At 45.6% G+C, this 19,584-nt stretch carries 22 protein-coding genes; 4 read left to right on the top strand and 18 right to left on the bottom strand.

The window, feature by feature from the left end; all coding sequences use genetic code 11:
• The first annotated feature begins 57 nt into the window (after window positions 1–57).
• A complete protein-coding gene (locus K6T23_RS11305) occupies window positions 58–462 on the top strand; it encodes a MerR family transcriptional regulator (protein WP_179125808.1) in 405 nt (134 codons plus the stop codon).
• A 51-nt stretch (window positions 463–513) separates the two neighbouring features.
• Window positions 514–1,818 (top strand): hemolysin family protein, encoded by a 1,305-nt coding sequence (locus K6T23_RS11300; RefSeq protein WP_079516731.1) that lies wholly within the window; start codon window positions 514–516, stop codon window positions 1,816–1,818.
• Between the two features lie 91 nt (window positions 1,819–1,909).
• On the opposite strand, the gene K6T23_RS11295 is transcribed toward K6T23_RS11300, so the two are convergent.
• The 9 genes from K6T23_RS11295 to K6T23_RS11255 all read right to left on the bottom strand — a co-directional run bounded on the left by K6T23_RS11295 (window position 1,910) and on the right by K6T23_RS11255 (window position 10,864).
• Entirely contained in the window at window positions 1,910–3,088 is a 1,179-nt protein-coding gene (locus K6T23_RS11295; protein ID WP_238281084.1) for a TraB/GumN family protein, read from the bottom strand.
• A 109-nt stretch (window positions 3,089–3,197) separates the two neighbouring features.
• Window positions 3,198–4,463: a histidine--tRNA ligase gene (locus K6T23_RS11290; RefSeq protein ID WP_238284418.1), complete on the bottom strand. Its 1,266-nt coding sequence runs from the start codon at window positions 4,461–4,463 to the stop codon at window positions 3,198–3,200.
• A gap of 262 nt (window positions 4,464–4,725) precedes the next feature.
• Window positions 4,726–5,424, bottom strand: a complete 699-nt coding sequence (locus tag K6T23_RS11285; protein WP_238281083.1) for an HAD family hydrolase — start codon at window positions 5,422–5,424, stop codon at window positions 4,726–4,728.
• Between the two features lie 79 nt (window positions 5,425–5,503).
• The gene (locus K6T23_RS11280) at window positions 5,504–5,722 is read right to left on the bottom strand and encodes a hypothetical protein (RefSeq protein WP_148984236.1); all 219 of its coding nucleotides are present in this window, start codon (window positions 5,720–5,722) and stop codon (window positions 5,504–5,506) included.
• Window positions 5,706–6,611, bottom strand: coding sequence for an alpha/beta fold hydrolase (locus K6T23_RS11275; protein WP_238281081.1), 906 nt, complete (start codon window positions 6,609–6,611; stop codon window positions 5,706–5,708). Before K6T23_RS11275 ends, K6T23_RS11280 begins: the two co-directional genes overlap by 17 nt.
• Entirely contained in the window at window positions 6,608–7,258 is a 651-nt protein-coding gene (locus K6T23_RS11270; protein ID WP_238281080.1) for a class I SAM-dependent methyltransferase, read from the bottom strand. Before K6T23_RS11270 ends, K6T23_RS11275 begins: the two co-directional genes overlap by 4 nt.
• Complete coding sequence (locus tag K6T23_RS11265; protein ID WP_238281079.1) at window positions 7,255–9,036, bottom strand: ATP-binding protein; 1,782 nt, start codon at window positions 9,034–9,036, stop codon at window positions 7,255–7,257. Before K6T23_RS11265 ends, K6T23_RS11270 begins: the two co-directional genes overlap by 4 nt.
• 37 nt (window positions 9,037–9,073) lie before the next feature.
• The gene (locus K6T23_RS11260; RefSeq protein WP_238281078.1) at window positions 9,074–9,469 is read right to left on the bottom strand and encodes a GNAT family N-acetyltransferase; all 396 of its coding nucleotides are present in this window, start codon (window positions 9,467–9,469) and stop codon (window positions 9,074–9,076) included.
• A gap of 309 nt (window positions 9,470–9,778) precedes the next feature.
• A complete protein-coding gene (locus K6T23_RS11255) occupies window positions 9,779–10,864 on the bottom strand; it encodes a citrate synthase/methylcitrate synthase (protein WP_238281077.1) in 1,086 nt (361 codons plus the stop codon).
• 111 nt (window positions 10,865–10,975) lie between these two features.
• On the opposite strand from K6T23_RS11255, the gene K6T23_RS11250 reads away from it, so the two are divergent.
• The gene (locus K6T23_RS11250) at window positions 10,976–11,854 is read left to right on the top strand and encodes a LysR family transcriptional regulator (RefSeq protein WP_079516075.1); all 879 of its coding nucleotides are present in this window, start codon (window positions 10,976–10,978) and stop codon (window positions 11,852–11,854) included.
• Window positions 11,855–11,878: 24 nt separating this feature from the next.
• Here the strand turns inward: K6T23_RS11250 and K6T23_RS11245 are convergent, their stop codons facing one another.
• The 6 genes from K6T23_RS11245 to K6T23_RS11220 all read right to left on the bottom strand — a co-directional run bounded on the left by K6T23_RS11245 (window position 11,879) and on the right by K6T23_RS11220 (window position 15,254).
• Window positions 11,879–12,349: an 8-oxo-dGTP diphosphatase gene (locus K6T23_RS11245; RefSeq protein WP_200943364.1), complete on the bottom strand. Its 471-nt coding sequence runs from the start codon at window positions 12,347–12,349 to the stop codon at window positions 11,879–11,881.
• Entirely contained in the window at window positions 12,346–12,699 is a 354-nt protein-coding gene (locus K6T23_RS11240) for an avidin-fold protein (RefSeq protein ID WP_179125866.1), read from the bottom strand. Before K6T23_RS11240 ends, K6T23_RS11245 begins: the two co-directional genes overlap by 4 nt.
• 417 nt (window positions 12,700–13,116) lie before the next feature.
• Window positions 13,117–13,437, bottom strand: coding sequence for a hypothetical protein (locus K6T23_RS11235; RefSeq protein ID WP_056536654.1), 321 nt, complete (start codon window positions 13,435–13,437; stop codon window positions 13,117–13,119).
• Between the two features lie 142 nt (window positions 13,438–13,579).
• Window positions 13,580–13,840 (bottom strand): hypothetical protein, encoded by a 261-nt coding sequence (locus tag K6T23_RS11230; protein ID WP_079516074.1) that lies wholly within the window; start codon window positions 13,838–13,840, stop codon window positions 13,580–13,582.
• A 92-nt stretch (window positions 13,841–13,932) separates the two neighbouring features.
• The gene (locus tag K6T23_RS11225; RefSeq protein WP_079516073.1) at window positions 13,933–14,541 is read right to left on the bottom strand and encodes a DedA family protein; all 609 of its coding nucleotides are present in this window, start codon (window positions 14,539–14,541) and stop codon (window positions 13,933–13,935) included.
• Between the two features lie 116 nt (window positions 14,542–14,657).
• Complete coding sequence (locus K6T23_RS11220; protein ID WP_238284356.1) at window positions 14,658–15,254, bottom strand: TetR/AcrR family transcriptional regulator; 597 nt, start codon at window positions 15,252–15,254, stop codon at window positions 14,658–14,660.
• Window positions 15,255–15,382: 128 nt separating this feature from the next.
• Between K6T23_RS11220 and cyoE the strand changes: the two genes are divergently transcribed.
• Entirely contained in the window at window positions 15,383–16,294 is a 912-nt protein-coding gene (cyoE, locus tag K6T23_RS11215) for a heme o synthase (protein ID WP_079516071.1), read from the top strand.
• A gap of 114 nt (window positions 16,295–16,408) precedes the next feature.
• Here the strand turns inward: cyoE and K6T23_RS11210 are convergent, their stop codons facing one another.
• Genes K6T23_RS11210 through K6T23_RS11200 form a run of 3 tightly spaced genes read right to left on the bottom strand, consistent with a single transcriptional unit; the run spans window position 16,409 to window position 19,580 of the window.
• Window positions 16,409–17,761: a GntP family permease gene (locus K6T23_RS11210; RefSeq protein WP_079516070.1), complete on the bottom strand. Its 1,353-nt coding sequence runs from the start codon at window positions 17,759–17,761 to the stop codon at window positions 16,409–16,411.
• A gap of 35 nt (window positions 17,762–17,796) precedes the next feature.
• A complete protein-coding gene (gene dgoD, locus K6T23_RS11205; protein WP_238284355.1) occupies window positions 17,797–18,945 on the bottom strand; it encodes a galactonate dehydratase in 1,149 nt (382 codons plus the stop codon).
• Complete coding sequence (locus tag K6T23_RS11200; RefSeq protein ID WP_238284417.1) at window positions 18,942–19,580, bottom strand: bifunctional 4-hydroxy-2-oxoglutarate aldolase/2-dehydro-3-deoxy-phosphogluconate aldolase; 639 nt, start codon at window positions 19,578–19,580, stop codon at window positions 18,942–18,944. Before K6T23_RS11200 ends, dgoD begins: the two co-directional genes overlap by 4 nt.
• Window positions 19,581–19,584 lie beyond the last annotated feature (4 nt).

Below are 19,584 nucleotides of genomic sequence, written 5' to 3'. Positions count from 1 at the left end.
AAATAATGAAAAAAGATTTTCTTTTTTGGTCGTTTACTTTAAAATAGAGACTATCACGTGACGGTTAGGAGGAAATCGTTTGGGACAGAGAAACTGAAAATTGGAGAACTAGCTGAGTTGGCGAACGTAACCAAGCGTACGATCGATCATTATACGAATATAGGGATTCTAAAAGTCGAACGCTCTCCTTCTAATTATCGCTATTATGATATTTCATGTGTAAACACGATAAGAGAAGTCAATGATATGAAATCAAGCGGCATGTCTTTGGACATGATAAGGAAGAAAATGATCGAAAAAGATACCGAAGAAATCGACGTACGGGCACTCAGATGGAAACTGAAAGACCTGAACACAGAAGTGACGGAGATTTTGAACCATAAAGAACTTTCACAAGCAAAGAAAGACCTTTCCAAAGAAAGTCAAACGCTTATCCAATCCCTCCTTCTGTTGTTAAACTAAATATTTTACTGGGAGGTGAACGTCTTACGCTTGTAAGACGATTCATTGGACATTGATTCATTATTATTAATTAAGTTAGCAGCAATTTTCGTACTGATCGCCTTGACGGCCTTTTTCGTTGCAACGGAATTTGCCATTGTCAAAGTACGTACATCCAAGATCGACCAACTGATCGCTGAAGGAAAGAAAGGTGCGGTATCGGCTAAGAAAGTCGTTACACATCTTGATGAGTACCTATCAGCTTGTCAGCTTGGGATCACCGTGACGGCACTCGGCCTCGGCTGGCTCGGGGAACCCACGGTGGAGACCCTGTTACATCCGTTATTCGAGTACTTTCACTTGAACGCATCTTTAACTCACATCCTATCGTTCGGAATTGCATTTGCCCTTGTGACATTCCTTCATGTGGTTGTCGGGGAACTAGCACCAAAAACGATGGCGATTCAAAAAGCGGAAACCATCACAATGCTTTTTGCATCTCCGATTATCTGGTTTTACCGCATCATGTTTCCGTTCATCTGGTTCCTGAATGGATCCGCACGTTTCTTCGTCGGACTGTTCGGTTTAAAACCCGCATCGGAGCATGAGCTGGCCCACTCGGAGGAAGAACTTCGCATTCTCCTTTCTGAAAGCTATGAGAGTGGCGAAATCAACCAGTCGGAACTCAAATATGTGAATAACATCTTTGAATTTGATGAAAGACTTGCGAAGGAAATCATGGTCCCTAGGACGGAAATCATCTCCATTTCAAAGGATGCGACCATGGATGAAGTGATGGATGTCATTACGACCGAACACTACACCCGCTATCCTGTAGTGGACGGGGATAAGGATAATGTCCTCGGTTTTGTGAACGTGAAGGAGCTTCTGACCGCATCGATTCAATCCGCTGATGGAATCGACAGCCTGGAGCCCTATGTAAATCCTTTGATTCGAGTCATTGAAACCATCCCGATCCATGATCTTCTCGTGAAGATGCAGAAAGAACGCGTCCATATCGCCATCCTCCTTGATGAATATGGCGGGACATCCGGTATGGTAACCGTCGAGGACATCATCGAAGAAATCGTAGGTGAAATCCGTGATGAATTCGATGATGATGAAGTACCTGAGATCAGGAAGGTAAAAGACGATCACTACATCCTGGATGCCAAACTTCTCATACAGGACGTCAATAATCTCCTGGGGACGAATCTCAGCGATGAGGAAGTGGATACAATCGGAGGGTGGTTCCTTTCTGAAAACATCGATTCCAATGCAAGCAAGGAAATCGTCATCGAAGAAGGGTTCACCTTCAGGATCCATGATAATGACGGTCATCAGATACACTACCTTGAGGTTGAAAAAACAGTATAAAAAAACAAGAAGGAGCAGGTCATCCCTGCTCCTTCTTGTTTTATCTTTGATTAAAAGATCAGGGGATAATTGTCCAGGCAATCGCTCCCCCTTATGTGAAATTCTTAATGAATAGTCTTACCACATCGGCTCCTCCGATGATGGTCCCCAAGGTACTTCCAAGGTTCGCCAATACCACGATCAATAGGACACGGGTCACCTTGTTGTTCCAAAATCCTTTTACGCTCAAGACATCTTCCGATAATGTATCAAAATCCTTTACACTCGGACGCTTAAAGTATGCCTGCACGAAACCTGCGAACCACCCTGCAGCGAGAAGCGGATGCAAAGAGGTGATGGGTGCGGCAATGAAAGCCGTCAAAATGGCCAGCGGATGCCCCATCCCGATCAGTACCCCAAGTGCTGAAAATCCACCATTCCATAGAATCCAGCTGATGGATTGGTCGAATCCGGCCGAAGGGTTGTTGATAAAGGTATAGACAATCAGCGCGATGATGGCCAGCGGGATTATCCAACCAATGATTTTCGGCGCCTTTGATTTCGGAGGACGCTCAGATAACCGTTCCAAGTCGTGCTCTTTATGAATCTCCTTTGTGATGCCTGGAACGTGGGCCGCACCCAGGACAGCGACCACCTTTTCCCCGGGTGCAGTCCTGATCTTTTGGGCCAGGTATTGATCACGTTCATCGATGAGTGGTGTCTTTAATTGCGGGAACACCTGGGTAAATTCATTGAGCATGGAGTCAAGCATATCCTTTGATTTGATCCGCTCCAGTTCTTCTTCGGTGATGCTTTCGTCGCTGAAGATGCTGAAAATGATCTGGGTGAGCAATTTTGCTTTACCGGTGAATCCGAGATTATTCCAGATCCGTGAAAACGTGACCTGAATATTTCGATCGGCCAGCACCAGCTCGGCGCCCGTCTCTTTCGCAGATTCAATTCCCTGAATCATTTCTTGCCCCGGTTTGATCCCGAACTGCTTAGCCATCCGTTTCTGGAATGATCCGATGGCAAGGTTCATAAGGAGCAGGGTTGCTTTTCTCTCCTTTATTACTTGGAAGATATCCGTCTGCTTCCATTTGTCTCCTTCGACAATGGATTGATAACGCGGTTCATCAAGCTCAATACACACTGTATCCGGCCTTTCCCGCTCAATAACCTCCTTGACCTGCTCGGCGCTTTGCCTGGAAACATGGGCGGTGCCGATGAGAATAAATTCTTTGTCTTCAATATGTATCCTGGTAATGTTCTGTCCTGATTCAATTGACATAGGGTACCTTCCTTTTCAAGCAATGGACATTCTCTATCATATGATAAACTAGTTTTGGCAAAATTTAAATAAAATCATCTTTTTGCGGCATTCCCCTTTGTACCGAAGTTCATCTGAGTACCCATTCTGACTCATTTCCTGTCATCATATCCTTGACCATGCAACTCCGGTTTGAAACTTCCCTTTCTCCTATCACCGCTACAAACGGGATCCCTGCCTTACGGGCATAGTCCATGCTTTTTCTTACGGACCTTCCAGACATGTCCACTTCGACCCTGTTCCCTTCTTGTCTGAGAACCCGTGCCATCCGAAAGCAGTGCTCCATTTCTTGGACCGGAATGATCAAGTAATCCACCCAAGGATCGGGACTGGTTTCTTCCTTTTCCAAAAGGGCTGTCAAAATGACATCCAAGCCAAAGGAGATTCCGACAGTGGAATAGGATCCCCCATCCTCCCCTTTCAACCCTGCAATGGCATTGTGATAGCGACCGCCGCTTCCGATGCTCGACCGCAGGCTGCCGTCCTTCATGAAGAGTTCATAGATGGTACCCGTATAAATGTCCAATCCTCTGGCAAGGTATGGATTGAATTGGCACTGAGCATTTATTCCCAAACCTTCAAGGAGTTTCTCCAGCTCTCTCAGTTCCGCCAGCCCCTCAGAAATCAATGTGTTTTTCTCTATATAGGGTGAAAAGTACTCCAAACAAGTGGGGGAAGCCAATATGAACTGCTTTGTTTCATCTAATGCTCCTGCACTAAGTCCTTTTTTCTTCAGTTCCTCTTTACATGCTTCCAGGCCGATCTTCTCCAATTTATCCAGGACGAGGATCACTTCCCCACTTTTCTCAGGTGGGATGCCGAAGGATTCCAGCATGCCTGCAAGCAGCTTTCGGTTATTGTATTGGATCACCACTTCCATTTCCAGCCGGTCGAACGCATCCAGTGCCATCATGATAAGCTCTGCTTCTGCTGCACATGAATCGATGCCCGTGACGTCTACATCACACTGAGTGAACTCCCTCATCCTTCCTTTTTTGATTGGACCGTCCCTGAACACTTTACCGATTTCATAGCGTTTAAACGGTAGTTTCAACGTCGGGTTCATGGCCACTACTTTGGCATAAGGGATCGTTAAATCATAACGCAGGGCAAGATCACGTTCCCCCCGGTCGCTCAGCACGTACATCTCCTTCAAGATTTCCGCCCCACCTCCATATTTGGATGCCAACAGATCCGTATAATTTAGAATGGGCGTTTCCAGCGGCTTGCAGCCGTATTGTATGAACACGTCTTCCAGTGTATTCCTCACCTTTCTTCGAATCCCTTCAGCTTCAGGCAAATAATCAGCTGTTCCCTTTACATTCTGATAATCCATCTTTCTCATTTTGTCTTCCTCCTTCTTTCATTTTAGTACCTCTTATCCAGAACACAAAAAACCGCAGCTGATCTAAGCAGAAACTTAAGTCAGATGCGGTTCAATGGGTAATAGCCTTCCTGGTTTTTTAAAAAAACAACCGGCAAGGCTACTTGATATGATGATGGAATTGTGTCTGAGTGAATAAAGTCATAAGAAACACCTCGAATTTTCACAATAATAGCATAATATAAATCACAAGGCAAGATTTCATTTATATAGATTAAAAGGAATCATGCCTAGTCAGGGTCGACCTTTCAACGTCCAGATTCCTCAAAAAACCTATGAGCTCAGGAAGCTGATCGATGATGGCATCTGCATGATCCGGTACGCTGTACCCATCACCCCGGAGCCATATCGAGGTCATACCTGCATCCTTGGCGCCCTTTACATCATTGATGGGGTGGTCGCCGACAAATGCGCATTCATCAACCTGCACGCCCATTTTGCCTGCAATCGATTGAAAGATTCTCTTATCGGGTTTGCGCATCCCTTCCGATTCTGAAATGAGGATTGTATGTGCATATAGATGGATGGATAAAGCCTTCAGGTTGTCAGATTGAAACTGATGGAATCCATTTGAGATTATCCCGATCAGCATCCCGCGTGCACGCAATTCCTTCAACACCTCTTCCACTGGGCCCAAGGGGATGCAGTGATGGTGAAAATGGGTTAGATAATCAGACAGAAGCTCTTCTATGGTACACCCCCTCATGTCGAATTCCCGAATCAGGGTTTCATAAACGATATCCTTCCATACATAACCCCGATCATCCAACTCGATGAAGCGAACCATGAAGGGGTCCTTTTCCACATGATCAAACATATTCAACCGTGCGTATTGATCCTCCAGGAAGCTATGAAGCGACTTATCCCTGTCCAGGAGAGTATTATCAAGGTCAAAACAAACCGCTTTGATCATTGTATCGACCTCCCATGGTTCTGTATTGTCAATGTAAAGCTCAGCCCCTTGAAGCGGTTCATCTTCCATAACCGCTCATTTATCGGCAAGTCAGCCTGACTTGTTCCGTTACATCTTCATCTCCGTCCAGATATACGCTGACAATTTCCGTTTCTCTGTATCCGGTATCCATCTTGATCTGATTGATCCATCGGCAAACCAGTAACGGGACATCCGGTCGCTTCCTCACCTCAAATTCCCCGCCTTTTCTCATATGTGTCCCATCAATGGACAAAACGAGATCAACCAGCACCTTCATTTCCCTGCACCTTCTCCGCTAAATGATGAAAGGCTTCCACGACGACATCGGGCCGATCAAGATGAACTGCGTGTCCTGATTCTTCCGCTATGATGAACCGGCTGTCGTCAGTCAGCTCTGACTGTTCATACATCAGCTTTTCCCAAAGGGTTTCAAATATTCTTTTCTCCCACTCAGGGAGTCCATCTTCCTGCCGGATGACATATTCTTTATCACGGGCAATGACGGTCAACGGAATTTGCGGGAATCCAGGACCATTTTTCATAATCATCGCATCTTCCTTCCACCATGTGACCTCTGAGTACATGGCCGCATACATGAGGGGATTCCACTGGAAATCTTGGAGCTTTTCATTCAGTAAAGTGGGCAGACCAGGAACACAACCGGGGGCAATAAGGTCCTTAAGTTCTTCGGAGGTTTTCTCACTATAGATGCGGCAGGTTTCGAGCCATGCAGCATCATTGTCTGCGTCCATCACTGGGAGCATGAGGTCGTCCAGTCGGTGAAGGTTGACCGATGTTGAATCAACAAGAAGAAGCGCCTTGATCATGAACGGGTGCAAACGGGCGAAATGCTGGGCACATAAGCCTCCATAAGAATGTCCGATGAGCACTACAGGTTCATGGACCGCAAGCAAAGGAAGCAGCTCAGCCAGTTCTTCAGCCAGGGCTCCAGTCCTTCGGATGCCCTCACCTAATTCACTTTTGCCAAGACCAGGACGATTAAATAGAATGACCCGGTGCTGTACAGAGAGAGCGTGTACAACAGCATGCCATTCCCAAATAGGCGAATTCATGCCAGTCAAGATGATTACCGGAGATCCTTCTCCCATTTCCCATACTTCCACAGCAGCACCGCGGACCTTCACGGAGCGGATTTGTTCTTTCATCCTGCTTGCTTCCTGACCAGCATCTCAATGATGCCATGATGATGGGGCTCTCCGTGTGTAAGATCCAGTCGGTAGGATTCAGTCACCACAAGAACTTCAAAACCTTTGAAATAATCAAGGAGTGAATCCAAGGTGAAAAAATGAATGTACGTATCATTCCTCTCTCTATAGAAGGTACCTTCATCTACTTTTTCCGCCATCTTCACATTTCTGGCATATGCAGGATCGTTGCGATTGAAAGCTTGAATATAGATCATGCCCCCCACAACAAGGCCACTGATCGCCTTTTGAATGATTTGGTCGATCTCATCTGGATGGAAGAAATTCAGTACATTGCTTATGATAATCAGCGAATACGATGAAGAGGGTACGGGAAACTGTGTGATGTCATCTACGATCGTTTCCATCGCCACTCCCGCTTCAACGCTGATCTCCTCGCAGCGGCTGATCGCAGAGGAAGAATAATCGACACCTGTGACGGGGTGCCCTTTAGCAGCGAAATAGTGCGCGTTCCTTCCTTCTCCCATCCCGAGGTCTAAAACGGCGTCTCCATCATTGAGGAGAGAACTGTATTCGATTAGGGAACAATCAACGCTATTCCCCCAAAGGTTGTCCGTTTCCCGATATGCCTTCTCCCAACTGTTCACACCACCGTGCTCCTTCCGTCTAATTCTTCATTAAATATGAGTCTTTCCTTTTCAATCGGTTCAAGGGTGATGGTGACGACCGTCCCCCATCCGATCTTGCTTTTCACCTTCATTTGTCCACCATAATCCGCAATCAATTTAAAGCAGATCGTCAAACCGATCCCTGTGCCCTTTTCTTTATTGGTATAGTAAGGCTCACCGATTCGGGATAGGCGTTCTCTCGCAATACCCCGTCCGTTATCCAAAATGCGAATCCTCGTTTTTCTGTTTTTCTCATCAATCTTGATCTTGATTTTCCCCATTTTCGGGAGTGCTTCAAAACTATTCTTCAATATATTGATGATCACCTGTTTGAAATGGGATTTCTCGAATCGGGCAAGGTGTCCCTGTTCAAGTGTATGATAAATGCTGATGCTTTTATTTTGTTCCAATGCAATGGCCTCGAACAGAAGCTTGATGGTGTTGACCTCATGAACAACGGATATGGAGGTGGTACTATCCCCGTTTTGTTCCACCTGCGCTTCGGGTTTGGCTAGAAGCAATAATTCCTTCAAGACCTCATTGATACGATCGATTTCTTCAAGGACGATATCTTCATATCCTTTTTCTTTCTGGACTTCCTTTGATAATTGTATAAATCCCCTGACGGTAGTCAATGGATTCCGGATTTCATGGGCGATGCTTGCTGCAAGTTCCCCGATGACTTTTGATTTTTCAGAGGCCAGCAACAACCGCTCATTCTCTTTTTGCTTCGAAAAGTCGATTCCATAAAACAAGGTGTGATATTCCTTCTCCGCTTGATCTAATTTTTGAAATCCCCACTGGATATAGTACGGTCTTCCCATTTTATTCACGAATCTCTGCACGTCTTTACGCAATGGGTTGATTGAGTATGGAGGCTCTACGACTACGCTGAAATCTTTTCCGATGAGTTCATCCTTGCTCACATCCCAAAGCTTTTCAGCAGATTGATTGACCTTGATGATCTGATTCGATTGGTTCATGACGATCAAATAGTTCGGGTTCAGATTCATAATGGCTTCCAAGAGTTCACTCTGTTTCGCCAAACGTGCGTTTGCCTGTTTTACACGAGCTGTCTGCATCTGAAAGAATCCGACGAATAAGAGGATGGCAACCAAAATCGAATTGAAACTTGAAAAGAATAAGGGGAATAACCCAAATCCACTTGTTACTCCATTCAAGAATACAAAGAGTGCCCCGATGATCAGTTTTACATAAAAGAGTTTATAGACCGGATCCTTCATCAAGATGGTGACCCTGAGTAGCAGGAATGTGTGAACGAATACAAGAAAAATATTAAGGAGGAACGTCCAGTTCAGTGATCCATAGACCGGAAGCCAGTGGGTAGGGGAATATACCCTCCCCGGGGCAACCATATAGGAAGTGACACCATAGTCCGTGAAGTTGATGATGTAGACCAGGATACTGTATCCGATCATGATACTCAGGCTGGTTCGATTGATCCATTTCCTGTAGCGTCTCAACTCTTCATGCTCACTTACCAGATAATAAATGAAATAATAGATGATCGGCATGATCAGTATCGGACCGATCCTGAAAAATCTGAACAATCGATCAATCACTGATTCTGGTAGGAGCCCATCTGCATAGAGGGCTGCAATTTCAAGCTGCCAAGCACCGAGCAGCACCAGGAAGCAGGCTAGGGCGATGGAGACGGTCGTTCTGGAGTAGATGGTCAATGAAATCGAAATGAGGAATGGTATGAATGCAATAGCGACTAATAACATATACTCCATGCTTATCCTCCTCCACTAATGGGGTCATTGGATGGTTTCAAAGGTGCTTGCTTAATAGAATTTCATCCCTTATGGGAATTCCGTTTTCCGCTATATATGGAATGGAAGGTTTATGAATTCTCGCTGTTTCAACGGCGTTGCATTTAAGCTCTACTAATTGGAACCCCCTTCGCTGGTAAAACCCGAGTGCATGGAGATTATCATTTGTCGTAATAACTGATAGGGAGAGGCACCCATTGATGCTGGCTTCCTCTTCTACCTTTCCAAGAAGGGACGAACCGATGCCGACTCCTTCTCGCAGGCTGTCCAATGAAATGATTTCACACTTTTGATTTCCCATCACGAAGGTGATGAGTCCTAGGATCTCGCTGTCTTCTAAACAAGCAAATCCATCCAGATTGACACAATCATGGATGCCTGTTGAGATGACCATCTCTGTGCCTCCCCAGTGTCTAAGGAAAAAGCCCACACGTTCCTTGACTTTCAGCTCCATAACAGGTACCACATTCAAGGTACTCACCACCATTCTTTATATTCGTATAGCGCTCTCTTATAACTTACCATAAATATCCTAAAAATCATGTCTAATTTCATCTTTTTTTGACAAAATGTGTGTTTGATCCTGTTTTCATCCATTTCCGGCAGATGTCCGTTCCTTCCATATTCCCTATGAGTCTCTTCCAATAAAAAAGAAGCCCTCCTAATGGAGGACCCTATCTTTAATCCATGGCAGTATTAGGTTCTATACTAGGCTTCCGATGTAATCAGACTGCGGCCGGAATATCGTATTATTTTCGGATTGTTCGAGTACATGGGCCGTCCATCCAACCGCCCTTGCCGCTGTAAACGTCGGAGTGAAGAGATGATCGGGGAGATGGATGGCTCTCATGATCGATGCGGCGTAATACTCCACATTCGTATAAAGCCCCCTGCCCGGTTTCAATTCTTCAAGAAGCTTCACCGCGATGTCTTCAATTGAGATAGCTAGATCTAGTTCTTCATTTTCACCGTGGAATTCGAGTAGTTTTTCTTTCAGGGCGGTTGCACGGGGGTCACGCGTCTTATAAATCCTGTGACCGAACCCCATCAATTTTCCCCCTTGGGAAATCTTGTTCCGGATCACACTCTCCGCGTTTTCTTCAGTCCCTATCTCCTCAAGAAGAGCGATAACCCCAGTTGGTGCCCCTCCATGAAGGGGGCCTTTCATCGTACCGATTGCTGAAATGACAGACGAAATCAAATCGGATTCGGTAGATGCTGTCACTCTTGCAGAAAACGTCGAAGCATTCATCCCGTGCTCCATCGTCAGGATCATATAGGTTTCAAGTGCCTGGGAAACAGCACGTTCGGGTTCCATGCCGGTAAGCATATAAAGATAGTTTGAAACATGTCCCAATTCATCGTGAGGCTTTATGAAAGCTGCCCCTTTTAGATGCCGTTCCCTGTAGGCGATGATGGTCGGAATCAGCGCCGTAATCCGTACTGCTTGATCCAAGGTTGGCTTCCATCCATATTCTGAACCTCCTTCTGCTGACAGCACGGTTCTTAGCACGCTCATAGGATCCATGTTTTCAGGAAGATGTGTAAGAACATCAAGCATAGGTTCAGATAGCGTCCGTTTTGTTCTTAACTCCTCACCCAGATGGTTGGATTCTTCTGTAGAAGGCATCCTCCCATACCAAAGAAGATAAGCAGCTTCTTCAAATGAACATCTTCCCGTAAGAGTCCGTACATCATGTCCCCTATAGATAAGAAGACCTTTTTCTCCATCAATATGACTGATGGCTGTCTGAGCTGCGACGATTCCTTTCAAACCCGGTTGATACATGCTCTTCACTCCTAACTGGTTATTACTCTCAGTTTATAGTAGAGTATCAATTAAGAACATTATATATATTTAAATGAGTTAATTACTTTTTTTAATCAGGGAGGGATTCTGTTGGAGTTGAGTTGGTTACGGACGTTTATCGTTGCTTCCCAGACACGCAATTTCAGAAAGGCATCTGAACAATTGTATATCTCTCAGCCATCTGTATCGGTCCATATCAAACAGCTGGAAAAAGAGCTGGGTGTGGCCCTTTTTGAACGGAGCAACAAGAAGGTGGCATTGACCGAAGCAGGTCGATACTTTGTGGGGGAAGCCAAAGAGATGGTGAGGGTTCATGAAGATGGATTGAAGAAGATGCGATCCTTCATGCAAGGGTATACCGCTGCATTGAAGATTGCCATCTCTCCTTTGATAGCCGATACCATCCTGCCTGCCGTATTGAAACGGTTCATGAACGAATATCCGTACGTTGAAGTGGACGTGAAAATCATCGAGTCCAATGATATTGAACGCGCCGTCATGAATGAAGAAGTTGATATCGGGCTGTCCTGTCTTCCCTCCCTTCATAAAGAGGTTGGAAGCGAAAAACTCTACTCGGATCGGGTCATGCTTGTAGCACCGCATGATGGGAGAGATTTTGAATCCGCCCTTCCCCTCGATGAAGAAGAAGTTCTCCACCATGCGAGGATCCTCACCCATAATCATCCAGGCTATTGGGAGGAACTGTGCGAGATCCTGAAACATTTTTACCCCAACTCCAAGATGATGAAGGTGTCTCAGATTCACATCACCAAACGTTTCATTACCGAGGGGCTTGGCGTATCGTTTTTGCCGTCTTCTACAGTCAGAAGGGAACTTCTTGAAGGGAGACTGATGGAAATTCCAGTCCGTTCGTTTGAACTACCGGAAGCAAATGCATACTCCCTTTGGAAATATCCACATGAAACTCAGCAGCAATTCCTTCAATTCCTGTCCCGCTTCCATTATTAACGTGCTTGCTCGACCTTGACTCCTTCATGTGACAGTTATACTGACATCACCCTCGCAACCTCTGGATTCATCCCATTTCACATGTATCTCGAATGTACCTTCTCTCAACAGGTAAGGAAATCGTCTCCTGATGGAAGCCTGCATAGGTAGTCCTGGAACGTCAGAAAGGGCAATCCACGTGGGGATGCCCTCCGCCGGTTTTTTCAGGAGTTCTCCGGTAAACTTAGTCGCAAGATAATTAAAGATGATAAACCTCTCCATTCTCTCAGGGTTGACATACTCATAAATCCCTTTGTATTGCAGGTTCTTCACTTCAAGACCGGTCTCTTCCTTCACCTCGCGGATGGCGGCTTCGGAAAAGGATTCAGGAAACTCTACTTTGCCACCCGGTGGAATGAAGCCTTTAAAATCATCATGCTGCCGGTCGATCAGCAGTACCCGATCTCCGTCCTTGATCAAGCATAGCGTCCAAAACGTTGTATGTACAATGGTCAACGGTCGGTCACCTTGATTTCCCTGATCACAGAATGCCCCTTCGATCTTGCCTCATCCAGCCATTCCCACTCTTCCTTCAGCTCGATTCGGCCATCCTCCAAAACAGCAGGAGTAGAACGGCAAATCCCTCCCCGGATGGCTCCATTCACATTCACATGATTGTACCGGAAGTCAAGACATCCATCATCGCCCACCAATCCGATAAGGAAGCCTTTTTGTATATCCCCTCCTTCATAGGAACCTGTCAGAAGATCTCCTTCCTGCCGGTATTTGAAAATGGTGCGTGTCGATACCTCCCCGTTTTCTGAGTTTTCAACAGCTGTAAATATACGATTATGGTAGTTGATCAACAATCTATTCCTCCTTCGATATGATTTTCACAGTATACCAACGACTGATTCATTATTCAATATAATCTGATAATAAAACAGGACACTATTTATACATTTCCTCTTCCTTATACAAAAGCGGCGGCATGCTCTACTAAAAGTAATCAAAAGATAAAAATCTTTGGAACAAAAAGAGATTGGGAAAAACAAAAAAGGTCCTGACGATCAGTATGGCTTCTTTATACCGCTCATGATTTCCGTGCAAGACTGCGCTTTCCGCGGGAGTCTTCGTCTTGCACTCCAATCACCCGCTAGGAACAAGTAAAAAGTAATGGCCATGAAACAAATCAAAAACCCGAACTATCTCGGGCAGGATAGTTCGGGTTTTACTATGACTATAACACTCTTGTACCAGACACTTTTCAAATTTATGAACAATCAGCGGCCAAGGTGCTGTCGGATATCTTCCTTTGCCATCTGGACGGCTTCATTGAATGTATTGACATTATTTGATGCCCAGGAATTGTAAAGTTTGATCAAATCGGTGCGATTATATACCTGGCCAGCAAATTCCTGATAGAAATAAATCAACAGTACATTGACGACTTCTTTCGGAAGCAGGTTTCGCTTTTCAATCCCTTTGAGCGAGATGATTTCAAGACCCCTGAGGTCCTCTTTCAAGATTGACCGGGTCATCTCGAATGGATCGGCGCGGTAACAGAGTTCAATCTCTTCTGTGCTTAAATTTTGCAGCTCCATGGCCCCCTGCCCCTTTCTCTAACTACCCTGATTATAACAGATTGATGGGTGAGGGTTCCAACTATAATGTGCAGTTGTAACCTAATTGTAAACGTTTGTTCACCCTTTGTTCATCAAACTCCAAGACCTTTTGATAAGGTTTTCATTTTTTCAATTTTGCCCTTAAATCCTCTAGTTCTTCAAGAGAAAGAGAAGGAAGAAGCTGCTGAATTTCCTTTTCCAATGCTTTTTTATTTTCCACCCGGTACTCCTGCCACCATTCTCGGAGTCCCTCCGTATGCTCCATCAGATACTCGAGGTCAATTTCTTCCACTTCATCATCAGACAAATACTGAAGGGTTGAAGCAAGCAGACTCTCGAGTTTCTTGTATTTCCATTCCAAGCTCTCACTCTTTGATGCCATGCATTCATTCCTCCTTATGTGTAGTATAGCCAGCAGGATTCCTTTCCACACAAAAACGACCAGACCCATATGAGTGAGCCTGGTCGCAACGTTTACTTCTTCTTGAATCGCTTCGTCCATTGGTATGCAAAATAGATCAGTACGAGTGCAATAAGCACATAGGCGACGGAAGAATATACATCCATATATTGAACGATGCTATCCCATGAATCTCCAACGGCCGATCCCACCCATACCAGGACGGTATTCCATATCAATGTACCGATCAAGGTGAAGAGGAGGAAGTAGATGAATTTCATCTTTGCAACTCCTGCAGGAATGGAAATGAGGCTTCGGATCAACGGCACCATGCGTCCGAGGAGGACGACGCGATACCCATAATGGTCAAACCATCTATCCGCTTTTCTTATATCTTCCTTTTTGACTCTGAGAATGTGCCCCCATCTATCTACAATCTGTTCAAGTTTGTCTTTTGAGAGTAATACTCCGATTCCATAAAGGATGACGGCCCCTGCCACAGAACCTGCAGTAGATGCGAGAATGACACCCGGAATCGTCATACTGCTCGTTGTCGTCATGAACCCGCCGAACGTCAGGATGATCTCTGATGGGATGGGTGGGAAGATATTTTCTAGTGCCACCAATAAGAAAATCCCAAGGTAACCGTATTGTTCCATGCTTTCAATAATCCACTTTTCCATGTTTCCCTCCAAAGGTGGTAGATTCGATTGTTTAGAGAAATGTCACATCCAGATTGCTCTGTCTGTATGTAGAGCTGGTATAATGAGTAGTGTTCAATGAATAGTGACAGCCTATGTTAACAGATCAAGAGATCTTTCAATGTTTTTTCATATAATTTTGATGGAATCTGATCTTGTCGGATGAAGGAGTAGATGGATATCCCATTCTCCAATGACAAGATGGCCCAGGCAAGTTCTTCCTGCGTCAGCTCTTTAGAAGGATACACATCCCCCAGGAGCTTCTTGATGCCTGAAGCAATCTGATCGACCGAGGCTTGGATGAGGTTAGACCACTTTTCCTTTACGGAAGGATCCCTCATGGCGTAAAGTAGGAATTCTATGTTGAGCAAACAGGATGATTGTTCGAGATTTTTCCGTTTTTCATAGTACTGATTCATGGCTATAACAAAGTCTTCAATCGAAGCCTGTTGCACAAGGATTGATTCGATGTCATTCACGTACCCCTCCATCTGCTGCTGCAGGATTGTCAGGAACAAGCTTTCCTTTGAATCAAAATGGGCGTAAAATGCACCTTTGCTGTATCCTGCCTTTTCAGATATTTTGTCTATGGAAGCACCGTGGAATCCCATTTGTGCAAATAATTCCATCGCTGCACCTAGAAGTGCCTGTCTTGTCTCGTACCTTCTTTCCTCTTGCGTCATTCTTCTATTCATGATGCCCTCCTGATTTCTTGACAGTTTACGAATATACTATTAATATACCATATAGTATATATATTCTTTTCGGTATGTGCAAACCGAATTACTATCTTCATAGAATCCAGCTAAGTGAGATGATAATAATGAAAACTCAAGAGCACGTTTTACCAACGAAACGCGCATATACTGAGGTCTTGACTCAAACCATCAAGACCGGGATCATCAAGTCCAATCTGATTCCAATGGTCGCCGGATTGACACTGGCGCTTTATACGTTCAATTTGAATTTGATCGAGAATTTGCCTAATATCATTTTGGCCGTCCTCGGATCTGCACTTGTGATTGGTGCTGCCGGTGCATTCAATAATCTCTATGACCGGGATATCGACATCCTCATGGAGCGGACCAAGAACCGTCCTACCGTCACCGGTGATATTCAGCCGATGACAGTCCTGTGGATGGCCATCAGCATGGCCCTTGTAGGATTGCTGCTTCTGGCACTCACGACACCGATGGCCGCACTATTCGGTTTACTCGGCCTCTTCTTCTACGTCGTTCCCTATACGATGTGGAGCAAAAGACGAACGATTTATAATACGGAGATAGGGAGCATTTCAGGGGCCATGCCCGTCTTGATCGGTTGGACCGCCGTCCATTCTTCCATCGATCATCCGGCTATCATCAGCCTCTTCGTCATCAGTATGATTTGGCAGATGCCGCATTTCTATGCCATCGCCATCAGGAAGCATGATGATTATAAAGCAGCAAGTGTACCAATGTTGCCTGTTGTAAAAGGATTCAAGCGTACCGTCATTCAAACGAATGTATATCTCGTGGTGTTGGCACTGGCCAGTCTCCTTCTCATGCCTGTGAGCATCACCCTCATGACGATCGGACTTGTGCTCAGTGCGGGATGGCTCGTTCTGAGCATCTACGGAAGACGTAAAATGGAACAGCTTCAATGGGCAAATACCATGTTCTTTTATTCTTTGCTTCACATGACACTGCTATTCTCTGCTGTCATCGTATTTTCCCTTCTGGGCATCATATTTTAAACGGTAAAGACCTGGACTGAGTCCAGGTCTTTTAATTATGGATTCAAAAATCCTACATATAAGTCAAAAGCCCGGAATCCTGCATGGATACAGGATTCCGGGCTTTAATTTAAATCAAACGAAGAAACTGATAAGGAACACTACACCGAATCCTACAAATCCGATGATCGTCTCCATGACGGTCCATGTTTGTAAAGTTTGCTTCTCGGTCAAACCGAAGAAACGATTGACGAGCCAGAATCCTGAATCATTGACATGGGAGAATACGGTTGCTCCGCTCGCGATGGAAATGACAAGTAATCCAAGCATCGGCTGGGACACTTCCACCATTCCGAGGATCGGTGACATCAAGCCGGCTGCTGTGATCATTGCAACAGTGGCAGACCCCTGTGCCACACGGACGAATGCTGAAATAATAAATGCTACGACTACAAGCGGCAGATTGGACGTTGCCATCATTTCACCCAGTACATCCCCTACACCACTATTGATCAAGGTTTGTTTGAACACTCCCCCTGCTCCGGTGATAAGGATGATGATCCCTGCAGGTTCCAAGGATTTTGTTGCGATATTCTGAATATCGTCTTTGGAATAACCCCTTTTTGTTCCAAGGAAGTAAAAGGTCAACAACGTTGAAATTGTCAGAGCGATGAACGGATGACCTACAAACGTAAGAATCGCTCTCACAGTGTTCCCTTCTGGTAAAACCAGTCCCGTCACTGTATTGAGAAGGATCAAGAATAATGGAATCATGATCAGGATGAAAATCATACCGAAGCTTGGAAGATCTTTTTCATTCTTGAACTTTTGGAGCTCTTCCTGATCGATGAAATCCGGTACTTTCACATCGATTTTATTCCCGATGTACCGGCCGAACACAGGTCCTGCCAAAATCATGGCCGGAATACCTGCGAGACATCCGAATAGGATGACCCATCCCAGATCTGCATTGAGGATGGATGCAACTGAAATCGGTCCAGGTGTAGGAGGGACAAAGCTGTGTGTCACAGCAAGTCCCGCCAGCAATGGGATACCGAAATAAAGCGTCGATTTTTTTGCTTTCTGTGCAAGACTATAGACAATCGGGATCAAAATAACCAGTGCAACATCCAAAAATACAGGAATAGCTACAATGAACCCGGTCAAACCAAGTGCCCACTGAACTTTGTTATCCCCGAATTTATTCACCAGAGTAATCGCCAGGCGTTCTGCTCCGCCAGAAACCCGGAGCATTTCACCGAACATGGCACCAAGGCCCACAACGACTGCGATGAACCCCAATGTTCCTCCCATACCCTGTTCAATGGAGGCAATGACTTCCTGCAGCTCCATTCCTGATAAGAGTCCGATGAATAAGCTCGATATGAGCAGGGCGACAAATGCCTGAAGCTTGGATTTCATAACTAAGAATAATAGCAGTGCAATTCCTAATACGGTAATAAGTATCAACATTGTTCCTGAATCCATGTGAATCCCTCCCTTTTGTCAATCAACCTTTTTCCTTACCATTCCGCGATGGAGCCGTCTTTGTGCCTCCAGATTGGATTATGCCAATCATGCCCTTCGGCCGCCATTTTTCTTACCACCTCTTCGTTTACTTCGATTCCTAGCCCGGGTCCTTGAGGGATCTCTACAAATCCTTCTTCATAACGGAAAACGTCCTTATCGACGATATAATCCAGCAGGTCGCTTCCGACATTATAATGGATGCCAAGGCTCTGCTCTTGGATGACGGCATTATGGGAAGTCGCATCCACTTGGAGACAGGCTGCGAGAGCAATCGGACCCAAAGGACAATGGGGTGCTACCGCTACATCAAAGGCTTCTGCCATGGAAATGATTTTCTTGCACTCCGTGATCCCCCCTGCGTGGGAAAGATCCGGTTGAATGATATCTACATATCCATCCGTCAACAACGGCTTGAATTGCCACCTGGAGAACATTCTCTCTCCTGTGGCGATGGGAATATTCGTATGAGCAGCAATCTCTCGGAGCGCCTCATTGTTTTCAGGCAGGACTGGTTCCTCGATGAACATCGGGCGGAACTGTTCAAGTTCTTTGGCCAGAATCTTGGCCATCGGTTTATGTACTCGTCCGTGGAAGTCGATCCCGATGCCGATGTACGGTCCCACGCTTTCCCTAATGGCCGCCACCCTCTCAAGAACCTGATCGATCTTCTGATGGGAATCGATGTATTGAAGCTCCTCTGTACCATTCATCTTGATTGCTTCAAATCCCCGATCCACTACTTCTTTAGCCGCTTTTCCAACAGCACTCGGGCGGTCTCCCCCGATCCATGAATACACTTTGATTGAATCACGACAGGCTCCTCCGAGTAATTGATGGACGGGTGCATCGTAAAACTTCCCTTTTATATCCCATAGCGCCTGATCGATGCCCGCAATGGCACTCATCAAAATGGGGCCACCACGATAAAATCCCGAACGGTACATCATGTTCCAATGGTCCTCGATGCGGGCAGGATCCTTTCCAATCAGCGTCTGCATGAGTTCTTCGACAGCAGCCTTGACGGTTGCTGCCTTTCCTTCGATCACCGGCTCACCCCAGCCTGTGATTCCTTCGTCTGTTTCGATCTTAAGGAACAACCATCTTGGTGGTACTTGGAATACCTCATATCCTGTTATCTTCATGTTCTTACCCCTCTCATCATGGCCAGTTCCCTGAACCGTTTGGCCTTCATTTCAATTTCGTCTAAGAATGCGTCATCCACACATTCTGTTTTATGCACAAGTGAACTTCCGAGTCCTACACCGACAGCGCCAGCTTCCAAGAACGTTGCTGCATTATCTACCGTTACACCACCGGTCGGAAGGAGGCGGACTTGAGGAAGCGGTCCCTGCATATCTTTGATGAATGATGGTCCGAGGGCCGTTGCAGGAAACACCTTAACGATATCTGCCCCTTCTTCAAAAGCCGTCAAGATTTCAGAAGGCGTATACGCCCCGGGGATACTGACTACCCCGTACCGTTTCGCAGCCCGGATTGTTTCGACCTTCAACGTGGGAGATAAAATGAATTTCGCCCCTGCTTCGATTGCTCCCTGTGCTGCGGCACCATCCAGAACGGTACCGGCTCCGACGGTCATTCCGGACTCAGTAGACAACTCCCTGATGGTGCGAAGGGCATCCGGTGAATTCAACGTTACTTCTAAAAGGGTCACGCCTCCTTTTTTCAAAGCGCGAGCAATTTTTACGGCATCCTCTGTACGGTACCCCCTTATAATGGCAATCCCTTTTCCTTCGATAATTTCGTTAAGCGTTTTCATTTTC

The organism is Rossellomorea marisflavi, from assembly GCF_022170785.1.
GTDB lineage: Bacteria > Bacillota > Bacilli > Bacillales > Bacillaceae_B > Rossellomorea > Rossellomorea marisflavi_B.
This window is presented reverse-complemented; position numbering and strand designations above follow the sequence as displayed.